Raw genomic sequence first — 12,837 nt, forward strand, 5'->3', positions numbered from 1 at the left:
TATCAATTATTGGATGGAGAGTGCGTACACCGCTTTTTCGATATGTAGAAAACCATGAGCTCACAAACAATATCCTGCCCTTCCTGCGGACATCAGAATCCCGATACCAGTAATTACTGCACAGCCTGCGGTGGCAAGCTGGAAAAGAAGACCGATCCATTGATCGGCAGGACGGTCAACAACAGGTTCCGTGTGGAAAAACGGATCGCATCGGGAGTCCTGTCCATTCACTACCTCGCCACGCATCTGAAATCGGGCAAACAGGTGCTTCTGAAAGTATTCAAACAGCAGGTAGTCAAAAACACGTCACTCTTTACGACCCTGAAGGAAAACAGCGCCCGCCTCAAGGCGTTGTCCCACGCAAACATCGCCCGTATCTACGACATCGGACCGGTGGGCAACAGCTGCTACATCGCCCGGCAATACGTATCCGGTGTTACCCTCGAAGACCTGATCGCCAAAAAGGGCACCCTCTCCCACAAGGCCGCCTGCACCATCGCCGCGCAAATGGCCTCGGGGCTCGAAGCCGCACACAACGCCGGCATCATCCACGGCGCCATGAAACCCGCAAATATCATTATCGACAAGGACGGACGCGTGTTCCTGACCGACCTGGGATGTGCGGGAATCGAGGCCGAGGCGGACATCCCCGGAAGGACGGCGGAATATCTGAGTCCCGAACAAGCCGCGGGCGAAACGTACGACGGCCGGGCGGATATCTACTCGGTGGGCATTATCCTGTACGAACTGCTCACCGGCCACTCTCCGTTTCGGAGCAATTCCTGGGATACGACCGTCTCCTACATTCTCAATCGCAAGCCGACGCCCATAGAACAAATCAGGCCGGACCTGCCCGCCGCGGTCGTCTCCTTCATTCGACGGGCCACGTCCCGGGACCGCCTCCAGCGGTTCCGCTCCATGCAGGATATGGTAACCGCCCTGAATGACGCGGCCAAGGCCCCCATTCGCAAAGTCGGCCCGTCACGGACCGCGGCGGCCTCTGAGTCGGCGACCGCGCCGATGACAGCCACCGACACCATCATCCCGTCAACCACCGTGATGTCGTCTCCCGCCGATACCGTCCCGGCGTCGACCGTTATCACCCCATCCAATTCCGGCTCATACAGCACCGGCACCCCGACGCCGGCGCTGATATCAAAAATTCCCGCCTGGCTGATCCTCTCGATAACAGTCTTCATCATTTTTCTGCTCGGATACGGATCAACAAAGATGTGCAGCGGTCCCGCCGTCCCCCTGGACGCGCCGGGCCCCTTGAAGGAAGAGGGGACCCTCTCCGGCACCGGAGATTCCTCTGAGTTCACCATCGACGCAGGTTTTGACGAATACGTCGAGGTTTACTTCACCTGGCCGCGGGGTCTTGCGGACATCTGGGTCGAGGTGGTGGGTGAGGACGGCTATACGGTCCTGGGAGATTTCGACCTGGACGACGGCGAGATCATCCAGCTGATGGGAGGCGGGGTTTTTTACCTGACCGTCTATTCAAAGGACGGCGCGGCCACCTGGTCGGCGGAGTACTCCCTTGGGGATGACCCGTATTATGATCCCTTCTCCGGGTATGAATCCCCCTTTGATGACTATGGAGATTATGGAACCACACCTCCCGCCGATTCGGGCCTTCATACCGAAGGCGGCTACCTGACCGGCACCGGTGATTCTTTTGATTTCGTCGTCAACGCCGGTTTTGACGAATACGTCGAGGTCTATTTTACCTGGCCACGGGGCTCGGCGGACATCTGGGTTAAAGTGGTGGGTGAGGACGGCCACACGGTCCTGGGAGATTTCGACCTGGACAGCGGTGAGATCATCCAGTTGATGGGAGGCGGCACCTTTTACGTGACGGTATATTCAAAAAGTAATGACGCCACCTGGTCGGCGGAGTACTCTATTGGGGATGATTCATCTTATGATCCCTACTCCGAGTATGAAACCCCCTTCGATGTCTATGGAGGTCCCGACATCATGACGCCCACCGAGCCGGTTACCTACACCGAGAGCGGCACCTTGATCGGCAGCGGCGAATCATACGGCTTTACCGTCAACGCAGGCACGGATGATTTCGTCGAGGTCTATTTTACCTGGCCGCGGGGTCAATCGGATTTCTGGGTCGAGGTGGTGGGCGAGGACGGTTATACGGTTCTGGGAAACTTCGACCTGGACGACGGCGAGATCATCCAGTTGATGGGAGGCAGAACCTTTTACCTGACGATATATTCAAAAATGGGCGGAGGCGCATGGTCGGCCGAGTATGTAATCGATGAATAAATGTTCGCCCCCCCTTCCGGAGCAGTCCATCCCCGGGGGCGCTCCCCGGCTCCATGCCCTCCTCTAAACCGCTTTACTCCCCCACTATCGCGGTACATACTCATGAGTATAGGAAAAAAATTCCAGCAGGAGACGAAATACATCCGGGATCACATCCCGGCGGGCTTCTATGAGCATGACGCCCCCGCCCCGCCCTTCAAGTCATACCCGAACGCGAGGAAGATCACCCTTCCTCCCCCGATCCATTCAGACGGTCCCGGTGTATGGGACGTCATGATGAACCGCCGAAGCGCCCGGGCCTACGGGAGCGATGAGATTTCATCCGAAAACCTCTCCCAGCTCCTCTGGGCCGGCCAGGGCATCACCGCCGATTATCACGGGTTTCTCCTGCGCACGGCGCCCTCGGCGGGGGCGCTCTATCCCATCGAAACATACGTCGGTGTCTCCAACGTACGGAATGTCCCGAAGGGCCTCTATCACTACGATGTGCGCACGGCCGATCTCTCCCAGATCGTCACCGGAGACGTCTCAAAACAGCTTTCAGAGGCCGCCCTGGGCCAGCGAATGGTGGAAAACGCCGCCGTGGTCTTCATCTGGACCGCCGTGTTCGCACGCTCTCGCGTCAAGTACAGGGACCGTGGATACCGGTACGTCTATCTGGACTGCGCCCACACGGCCCAGAACGTGCTTCTTGCCGTAACCGCCCTGGGCCTCTCGGCCTGTCCCATCGCCGCCCTCTATGATGAGGAGATCAACACCCTGCTCGGGATCGACGGCGAAACAGAAAGCGTCCTTTACATGGCCTCCATCGGCCCCTGAGAAAGGCGTATAACCCCCCCACCCGGGGCTTTCCACAGAATCTGTTCATTTCCTTTTTCGTACGGCGATGTATCGCCGCGTCCCCGCGACTTGACAAGCACCCGACCGATGACTACATTAATGGCGGATATAAAGGCATTTCAACAAGTTGAAGGCCTTTTACCATATACAAAAAAAGGATGGACGCATACATGATACGACCGGAAAAATTCACGATAAAGACCCAGGAGGCCCTGGCCGGCGCCCAGGATATCGCCGGAAGAAACGGCAACCAGCAGATCACCCCCCCACACTTGATGGCCTCCCTCCTCTCCCAGGCCGACGGCCTGGTGATCCCGATCCTCAAGAAGCTCGGAGCCTCCACCGAGGTGATCGATCACGATGTCCAGGAATTGATCAAGACCCTTCCTCGGGTGGACGGCTCCGGGGCGGGCGAGCCGTACCTCTCACCCGAGCTCAAGGGGGTGCTGACCGGTGCGTTCTCTCTTGCCGATTCCCTGAAAGACGAGTATGTGAGCACGGAACATCTTTTAATGGTCATGGCCGACGGGGCGGGGGGCGACGTATCCCGGATACTCGTGAAAAACGGCGTCAGCAAGGAGCGGATATTGGGCGCACTCAAGGACATCCGGGGAACTCAGAGGGTGACGGACCAGGATCCGGAGGGGAAATTCCAGGCCCTGGAAAAGTACGCCCGGGACCTGACGGACCTGGCACGGAGAAACAAGCTCGACCCGGTCATCGGCCGGGACGAGGAGATCAGGCGGGTCATCCAGGTGCTGAGTCGCCGAACCAAGAACAATCCGGTGCTCATCGGCGAGCCGGGGGTGGGGAAAACCGCCATCGTCGAGGGTTTGGCGCAGCGCATTGTTTCCGGCGATATCCCGGAAACCCTGAAAAACAAGCGGCTGGTGGCCTTGGATGTGGGCGCACTGATCGCCGGGGCGAAGTACCGCGGGGAGTTTGAAGACCGGCTCAAGGCGGTGCTGAAAGAGGTCACCTCGTCAGACGGAGAAATCATCATGTTCATCGACGAGATGCACACCGTCGTGGGCGCCGGCGCCGCGGAAGGCTCGATGGACGCCTCGAACATGCTCAAGCCCGCGCTGGCTCGGGGGGAGCTCCACTGCGTGGGGGCGACCACCCTGAATGAATACCGGAAATACGTTGAGAAGGACCCGGCCCTGGAGCGGCGCTTTCAGCCGGTGATAGTCACCGAACCCTCGGTGGAGGACACCATATCGATACTGAGGGGACTCAAGGAAAAATACGAGATACATCACGGCGTCCGGATACAGGATTCGGCGCTGATCGCCGCGGCGACCCTCTCGGACCGCTACATCACCGACCGCTTCCTGCCGGACAAAGCCATCGACTTGGTGGACGAATCCGCCTCCCGGCTGAGGATCGAAATAGACTCCATGCCCACGGAGATAGATGAGATCGAGCGGCGCATCATGCAGCTCGAGATCGAGCGGCAGGCCCTCAAGAAGGAAAAAGACGCGGCGTCGAAGGAGCGGCTGGCGAAGTTGAAAGAAGAGCTCTCGAACCTCACCGAGCAGTCGGACTCCCTCAAGGCGCACTGGAAGACCGAAAAGGAGGTCATCGACGCCATCCGGCGGATCAAGGAGAATATCGAAAGCGCAAAGGCGGAATTCGAGCAGGCAAAGCGGGAGGGAAACCTGGATCGGGCGGCTGAGATCCAGCACGGGGAGCTGGTGAACCTGGAAAAGGAACTGGGTGTGAAGAACGACGAACTGGCCGATCTCCAGAAGGACCAGAAGATGCTGACCGAGGAGGTGGAGGCCGAGGACATCGCCCAGGTGGTGTCGAAGTGGACCGGCATCCCGGTCTCTCGGATGATGGAGGGTGAAAGAGACAAGCTTCTGAAGATGGAGGATCGTTTAAGAATTCGGGTGGTGGGGCAGGACGAGGCGATTCATTCGATATCCGACGCCGTGCGTCGGGCCCGGGCGGGACTGTCCGACCCGAACCGTCCTATCGGCTCGTTCATCTTTCTCGGCCCCACCGGCGTGGGAAAGACCGAGCTGACCCGGGCGCTGGCCGAGTTCCTCTTCGACGACGAGAAGGCCATGATCCGCATCGACATGAGCGAGTTCATGGAAAAGCACTCGGTGGCCCGGCTCATCGGCGCGCCCCCCGGCTATGTCGGATACGAGGAGGGCGGATACCTGACCGAGTCCGTCAGACGACGTCCCTACTCGGTGATCCTGTTTGACGAAATCGAAAAGGCCCACCAGGACGTCTTCAACGTGCTGCTCCAAATACTCGACGAGGGCCGCCTGACCGACGGTCAGGGAAGAACCGTCGATTTCAAGAACACGGTCATCATCATGACCAGCAACATCGGGAGCCACCACATCATCGAGCTGGCCCAGTCGCGCCCGGACGAGATGAAGGTCCGGGTGATGGACGAGCTTCGGGCCACATTCCGGCCCGAGTTCCTCAACCGCGTCGACGAGGTCATCTTCTTCAACGGCCTGAGTCTTGAAAACATCAAGGCCATCGTCGGCATCCAGGTGCGACACCTCGAGCGGCTGCTGGGTGAGCGAAAGATCGGCTTTGAGATCACAGAGGCGGCGAGTGAGCTGCTCGCCCGGGAGGGATTCGATCCCCAGTACGGCGCCCGGCCCCTGAAGCGCATCATCCAGAAGGAGGTCCAGAATCCCCTGGCGTCGAAGATACTCAACGGGGAATTCACCGAAGGGGACACCGTGGTGGTGGATGCGAAAAAGGACGGCATCACATTCAGTAAAAGTTAATGAGATCAACGTACACCGGGGGCTTTCGGCCCCCGGTTTTTTATTGCCGCTTTAATTCAATGAGCTTTTCCAGCACCCGGCTTGTGTGATCCGCCACCTTCACCTTTTCCCACACGAACCTCACCACGCCGTCGGGATCGATCAAAAATGTGCTCCGTACCGTGCCGAAGGATTCCTTGCCGTACATCTTCTTCAACTGCCAGACCCCGTATTGCTCGTGCACCCGGCGCTCCGGGTCGCTGAGCAGGATGATGTCGAGATCATGTTTTTGCGCGAAATTCGTGTGGCTTTTGGCCGAATCCCTGCTGACGCCGATGATCACGGCGCCCTGCGAAGCGAAATCCTCCTTCGCCGTCGTGAAGTCCACCGCCTCAAGGGTGCATCCCTGGGTGTTGTCCTTCGGGTAGAAGTAGAGCACCACCCACTTTCCCCTGAAGCTGTCGAGACACACCTCCCTCTCCTCTCCGTCCGGTAGACAGAAATCGGGGGCTTTCTCTCCCGCCTGGATCATGAGACACCTCCCAAAACAGGATACGGTAACAATGAGATATGTTCTTTTTTAAATATACACCGGATTTCATTCCAGCGCCATGATATTAGTCTCCTTCTGCCACCCCGTCGTTGAAAACAGGTTTTTCACCAGATCCAGACCGTTTGCACCCAGTGCAAAAGAGCTCATCAAGATATTGTACACCGACAGTCGCGTTCCACCAAATATACGCAATAATATATATATTCGGTGAATAATTTAACCATATTGAACAATTTCTTGACATTTTAAGCGTATTTATATAGCATTTATGCGGTAATTATTCTAAATGTGCCGCATTTTACACTTAAAGATGTACGCATTTTTTTATAATCGATATCGGTAGTATCCCACATGTTCATTCTCAGGCACCGACCATTCCCATTGAAAGAAATGATTAGAATTGTCCTCATACTGTTTTTTTTATTCGCGTGTACGGCCCCGACCTTTTCCCAGGATATTGACCTCGCGAGCTATTCCCCCGTTCCCGACGCGTTCGAGACTTCCCCGCCCGGCTCCGATGCCAATATAATCATTTGGGAGGTGGAAGAGATCACCGAGCCGGACACGTGGACCAGCACCCATACCCTTGAAACCACACAAGACATCACGGAACAGCCGGAAGGCCCGGTTTTGTGGCTCTCGACCAGAGAGCTGACCACCCGCATTGACACCACCCGCTCTTCTTCGACAAAAGGCCCGAGCCGCGAGGAACTCGAGGCGCTGGCCTCGGGTGACGACGCTTTCATGGAGCAGCTTTTAATCCTCAGGGCCATGGAAACCGGGAGATTCTACGAGCGGATATTTCGGGTAACCGGCTACTATTCGCCGCTCCCCGGCCAGAATCGATACGTCACCGGCAGCTATGCGGGGGATATCAGGCTCAACGGCAAGGGCGTGATGGCCGCGGACAAGACCCCGGTGTATCTGGGGATGGCCGCCGGCCCCCCCTTCATGAAATACGGCACGAAGGTGATATTACAGGACCTGCGCGATCACGACCTACCGGGAGTCTACACCGTCCACGACCGGGGGTCCGCCATCGTGGGCGACCGGCTGGATATCTGGGTGGGCGAGGGGGAAGAAGCCATAAAGAAGGCTTTCGAGATTACCGGTTACTACCGGGCGACAATCATAGAACTGGACTGATGAAAGATCGGGAGATGGTGCCATGAACGCACTGACGAAGAGACAATCCCTTTTCATGTTATTTACGATCTTTGTTTCATTAGTCTTTTTCTTGTGTATATATTCACCACGAATATCCGCCGCCGATACGACGGCCACGACGATCGATGAAACATTCGTGCTAGTGGCATTCGACGATACCTGGAAGAGCACCAGGGAACTGGGGACAGAGGAGACACCCGCCGAGCCGTCCACGACCTGGCACACCACCGAAAGCCTGGCTCCGGCTCCCACCGGGGCAATAACGCACACCCCCGCCGCAGAAAAAACGACAATCCCTAGGGAGACCGAGGGTGTCGGAGGACAGACGGATCCCTCCCTAGACCCGTATGCCGGCCCCATGCTCGGAGAAGACCAGGCCCTTTCAGGCCTGGACGTCGGCGTGGGTTTCAACCGAGACGAGACGATAACACGCGGGCGGGGCACCTATGACTCCCGGACAAGCTACTGGTATCTGAAGAAAACGACCGAGGACGACTATGAGACATTCAATGTCCGGCCGTTTCTGATGTACGGGGTCATGCATAACCTCATGCTCATCCTCATCAACGATGCGGCGGTGTCCGACGGATACAGCACGGACACCTCCTGGGATCAAAACTTCCACTACGAGGCGCCCTGGGACCCGACCAGGACGTTCCGGGGAGAGTATACCGAGGTGGACAACCATTCGGTTAAAAAAGAGTGGGAGGGTTCCCTGGAATTGACCTATCGCCCCGTGGAGTACCTCGAGGTGTATATCCGCTGGGCCATGGATCAATACTACTCATATTCCCAGGACAACTACCGGCATGTGACGCCGGCGACCAATCCCACGTTCGCTACCGACAACAACGACGTCATTATCGAAGAATACGACCTGAATACCTACACCGTCTCCCTGGGAACCGCCGCCCTCCTGGGAGAGGCGGGACCCACCGGAAGCGGCGCGCTGGACCTGAACGCCTTCAACGGCGCCTTTCTGGCGCCCTTCTCGGCGTTGGTCGAGGCGGAATTCGGCGTCGACTTCGTACGAGACGACACCACCCGGTGGTTTCGAAACAGCTTTGACTATTTCCCCGGGTTTCAGCAGATCACTCCGTCCATTTTTATGAACGTTTGGGAAGAGGATTTCACCAATGTCAGTAGGAGCGTTTCCGATGATTACGAACAGTATTACCTTGTGGGAGCCGTAGACATCGGCATTCTCGATTCACTCAACACCGGGGTGTCGGGCAGGATTGACTTCCCCGTCACGTGGAACCGCGATATCAGGCGCACCGACAGCCCCTACCAGTTCTTCAACCCGTCCCGTCCCGGACGCACCTTCTGGGGTGAAGACGACAGCGGCAGGCTCTTTTCCTGGAACCTGGACTGCTTCATCGCGTATCGACCAACACCCTTCATCGAGGTGGCCGTCAACCAGGGTTTCGCCTATCGAGAGGCGGAATACGACGGTTCTTATTACTCCAACCTGCTTCCCACGGCGGCGGTGATCGTCACAGACGGCCGCATCGAAACCCATGACGACACCCGGCGTATGCAATACGACACGACGCTGGCCGTAACACTCCTGACCCGGGGGGGGGATTACGATTACTCGGCCGTCTCCATCGACACCCTGGACTCCCCACTCCTCGGTAGAAACCAGATGGGAGTCACCGGCACGTTCACCTACCGTTACGTCGACATGAGCAGGGGATATGACATGGGGCAGAATTTTCCCGGCGGACTTGTCGGCATCGATTCATGGCGGCTTACCATGGATTATGATCAGTACATCGTCGGGCTCGCGATCAGCTACGGTCTTCTGGACAACCTCATGATGTCGGTATCAGGGACCTACGCGTTTCCCAGCTCATATACCAACCACGGCGAATATCTCTGGGCCTACGAGGGGGGAGACTACGGTTTCGTACCCAGCAGGATCACCGGAAGGATAAAAAACTGGTCGGTGGGGGCGGACGTTCGATATCGGATTATCGACAACCTGGAAATCGGCCTGGGAGGCACGTGTGAGTACACCTACAACAGACGTTACATGAAAAACGGCAAATTCTACTCCCAGAATATTAATCCCAGCACCTTTTCCCACCACTGGGGCGATTCATACGAATATTTTGATTACAACCTGGAGCTGTCGCTCCGCTTTCTCTTTTAACGGCCCACACAGAACATAAAAAACCCCTTCATGTCATGAAGGGGTTTTTTCGGTTTTCCCCGCCCTCATACAGGAACATCATCCGCCCATGTCCGATCAGTTGGGGGAAAGGGCGTCATCGATACGCCCGGCGATTATTTCCGGCTTGCCCGTGCCGTCGATCCTCTTAAGAATTCCCAAATCCTCGAAATACCCGATCAGCGGGCCGGTCTGTCCGTGGTACTCGCTCATCCGTACCGAGACCTTCTCCGGCTCATCGTCGGGCCGGGCAAAGAGCTTTCCGCCGCACCCGTCGCAGACGCCCTTGGTTTTCGGCGGAGCGTCGGTCCTATGGTAGCTCCTGCCGCATTCGCATGACAGCCTGCCGGTGATCCGGCGCATAATTTCATCCTCGGGCACGTCCAGGAGCAGCACCCGGTCTACATATCCGCCGCCTGCGAGCATTTCCGCCTGGGCCATCGTTCGGGGAAAGCCGTCCAGAACGTACCCCTCACCCGCATCGATGAATCCCCGAAGCTTCGTCTCCATCATCTCCGTCACCAGGTGCGTGGGCCCCAGCTCTCCCGCCGCCAGGGCCCCCTCGAAGGCCTTTCCCAGCTCCGTGTTCGCCCGGATGTTTTCCCGGATGATGTCTCCCGATGAGACATGATGGGCACGGAACTTCCCGGCGACCCGCTGGGCCTGGGTCCCCTTGCCGCTTCCCGGCGGCCCCATGAACGCGATGCGTAATGCCGTCTTTTTCATATACTCGACCGTTTCCGCCTCAACGGCGGCTCGTTTCCCGCAGGATGCGCATCCGGAACATATTTACCGGATGAAACCTGTCTCTTTCAAAAAGCCGCCCACCGCCGCCTCGTATTCATCGGTCTTTTCCTGGTGCCCCCGGTGGTGCCCCAGTCCCTCGAAGGTGAGCTCCTCCTTCGGCCCGCCGTAGGCCTCGAAGAGCCGCATCTGGTCATCAAAGGACACCATCTCGTCTTCAGTATGCATAATAAAGAGTGCCGGGACGGTCATGTCCGCGGCGTAGGCCATCGGGTTGCCCGCTTCGAAGTCGGCCCCGCTTCTCATCCGTGTTATACACAGCGCTCCGGGCAGCAGTACCGGCACGGCGCCTCCCACCGCCTTCTCGGCGTTGAACACGATGGATGCGGGGACATCCGACAGGGTGGAATCGAGAATCAGGGCGTCCACGGCAGCGGGATCGACTGCTGTCAGCTCCATCGTCGCCAGGATCGACGCCGCCCCGCCCATGGATATGCCGAAGATTCCGACCTTTCGTTCTGAATCGTAGCCCGCATCCTCGAGCCACGCCACACCACCCATCACGTCATACCGCTCCTTGTCGCCGAAGGTGGCGTACCCGAAATCGCTCTCGCCGTGCCCTCTGAGCTCCAGAAGCAGCACCGAGACCCCCCGGTCGACGAACATCGGCGCGAACCTGACCAACCCCTTCTTGTTCGCGTTGCGCCCGTGCACCAGTACGAATGCACTGTCGCCGCCGGCGTCGATCCACCAGCACGAAAGCGAAAGGGCGTCCTCGTCCGCCGATGTCACCGTCACCGCATCCGCCTCCAGCCCCACATCCCCGGGCTCCAGAAATACGTACTCGGCGGCCAGCTCGTCCTCGTTCATCAGCGGAGGGTACAACAGCTGGTTCGAGAAATACCACGATATCCCCCCGTAGGCCAGAATAAGGACGGCCACAATACACAAAAGTATCCACCATTTTTTCATATTATATCCTCCTTGAGGATTATGTGTGGTCAGGATGCCGCACCGGACCCCGGTTTCTTGTGCGCCGGTACGCCGTATACCTTCTCATACGCCCTGCACATGGGACAGATGTGCCGCTCCAGGCGCACAAACTGATACAAAAAACCCCTCCCCTTCTCTCTGCCCTTGGTACACACGGGGCATTCGTCCTTGCATTTCTTCGCCAACGCCAAGGTTTTTTCATCAAACTTTTTTTCGGCCATCACATCCCTCTCTGTTTCAATTGCTTGTTCCTGCACGGCGACCGTCCACCCTCATATCTCTCCAACCGCCCATTTCTTCAAACTGTAACAAAACGGGTATTGTTCGTAAAGAAAAAAACGGGCGGTCCCAAATCGGAATCGCCCGCGAGGCTTTCTTATTATTCACTTACTTTCGTCAAACGGTATTATGCCAGCGTTTTGCCCAGATCAAAGGCCCGGGCCATGACATCGCTCTTTTCGGCGATCTCCCCCCGCTTTGTCACGCCGGGCACCAAAATCGTCTTGGCATGATCCACCCCGAGATATTGAAAGCTCTTCTCGAACATCTCCACCAGCGGTCCCGCCGCCTCACCGGAATCCTCTTCAAACACCACGGCGAGCACGCATGTGGTGCCTGTGATTTTTTCCCGGTTTTCTGGACAATTGAAATAGACGAAACGATCCAAGAACGCCTTCATCAGGGCCGTCGGTCCGTACCAGTAGACAGGCGTTGCGAATATAATCACATCGCTCTCGGCGATTTTCGGATACAGATCGTTCATGTCATCAGCTCGGGGACACGGCTTTCCCCGCCAACAGGCGTGGCACCCGTCACATTCACCGATCACGACATCACCGAGAAGCACCGCTTCCGTATCCGCCCCTTCGATACGTGCGCCCTCAAGAATCTTTTGGAGCAGAACATGGGTATTGCCCTTTTTTCTGGGGCTCCCCATAATACCGATAATCCGTGACAATATCGTACACCTATTTTAGAAATTGTGTGAGAACGATGCTTTTATTTGTAGAACACCGGTTACATGGAGAGTGTATCAGGGGTTGGGCGGCGAGGGGAATGCGGACATAAAAAACCCCCATCTTTTTTGTTCTCCGTCTCAGGGGGTCCGCATGAAATCAGAATGTGAAACGTGTACAGCTTGATTACCCAGAGTTCGATGGGGGTCAAATTATTCTCTAATTTGTAGATATTATACATCATATGAAGATTATGTCAAGAAAAATGTGCATAGAAAATGCCTGAATTGTGTTTTTTTATTTGCGGTAGTCACGAGTTGTGTTGACAGTTTGCCTTCCTGCAAGACGGTTCTACTATACTACGCTACGCTTTCCTCGGCTACC

10 protein-coding genes are annotated in these 12,837 nt (G+C 57.0%); 5 read left to right on the forward strand and 5 right to left on the reverse strand.

The window, feature by feature from the left end; genetic code table 11:
- The first annotated feature begins 54 nt into the window (after positions 1–54).
- The 3 genes from JW885_08820 (at position 55) to clpB (ending at position 5,885) form a co-directional block, all read left to right on the forward strand.
- Positions 55–2,283, forward strand: a complete 2,229-nt coding sequence (locus JW885_08820; GenBank protein ID MBN1882260.1) for a protein kinase — start codon at positions 55–57, stop codon at positions 2,281–2,283.
- Between the two features lie 102 nt (positions 2,284–2,385).
- Entirely contained in the window at positions 2,386–3,102 is a 717-nt protein-coding gene (locus tag JW885_08825; protein ID MBN1882261.1) for a SagB/ThcOx family dehydrogenase, read from the forward strand.
- A 191-nt stretch (positions 3,103–3,293) separates the two neighbouring features.
- A complete protein-coding gene (gene clpB, locus JW885_08830) occupies positions 3,294–5,885 on the forward strand; it encodes an ATP-dependent chaperone ClpB (protein MBN1882262.1) in 2,592 nt (863 codons plus the stop codon).
- Between the two features lie 40 nt (positions 5,886–5,925).
- Here clpB and JW885_08835 read toward each other — a convergent pair whose 3' ends face one another.
- Complete coding sequence (locus JW885_08835; GenBank protein ID MBN1882263.1) at positions 5,926–6,396, reverse strand: peroxiredoxin; 471 nt, start codon at positions 6,394–6,396, stop codon at positions 5,926–5,928.
- Positions 6,397–6,807: 411 nt separating this feature from the next.
- On the opposite strand from JW885_08835, the gene JW885_08840 reads away from it, so the two are divergent.
- Positions 6,808–7,563 carry a 3D domain-containing protein gene (locus JW885_08840; protein ID MBN1882264.1) on the forward strand — a complete coding sequence of 252 codons (756 nt, stop codon included), beginning with the start codon at positions 6,808–6,810 and terminating at the stop codon, positions 7,561–7,563.
- A 157-nt stretch (positions 7,564–7,720) separates the two neighbouring features.
- Positions 7,721–9,742: a hypothetical protein gene (locus JW885_08845; GenBank protein ID MBN1882265.1), complete on the forward strand. Its 2,022-nt coding sequence runs from the start codon at positions 7,721–7,723 to the stop codon at positions 9,740–9,742.
- A gap of 96 nt (positions 9,743–9,838) precedes the next feature.
- Here JW885_08845 and JW885_08850 read toward each other — a convergent pair whose 3' ends face one another.
- The 4 genes from JW885_08850 to JW885_08865 form a co-directional block, all read right to left on the reverse strand.
- Positions 9,839–10,486 (reverse strand): nucleoside monophosphate kinase, encoded by a 648-nt coding sequence (locus JW885_08850; GenBank protein ID MBN1882266.1) that lies wholly within the window; start codon positions 10,484–10,486, stop codon positions 9,839–9,841.
- Between the two features lie 63 nt (positions 10,487–10,549).
- On the reverse strand, positions 10,550–11,476 hold the full coding sequence (locus tag JW885_08855; GenBank protein MBN1882267.1) for an alpha/beta fold hydrolase: 927 nt from the start codon (positions 11,474–11,476) through the stop codon (positions 10,550–10,552).
- 29 nt (positions 11,477–11,505) lie between these two features.
- A complete protein-coding gene (locus JW885_08860; protein ID MBN1882268.1) occupies positions 11,506–11,718 on the reverse strand; it encodes a hypothetical protein in 213 nt (70 codons plus the stop codon).
- Positions 11,719–11,903: 185 nt separating this feature from the next.
- Positions 11,904–12,455, reverse strand: a complete 552-nt coding sequence (locus JW885_08865; protein ID MBN1882269.1) for a flavodoxin family protein — start codon at positions 12,453–12,455, stop codon at positions 11,904–11,906.
- Between the last annotated feature and the right edge of the window lie 382 nt (positions 12,456–12,837).

Source organism: Candidatus Zymogenaceae bacterium (assembly GCA_016931225.1).
Lineage (GTDB): Bacteria > Desulfobacterota > Zymogenia > Zymogenales > Zymogenaceae > JAFGFE01.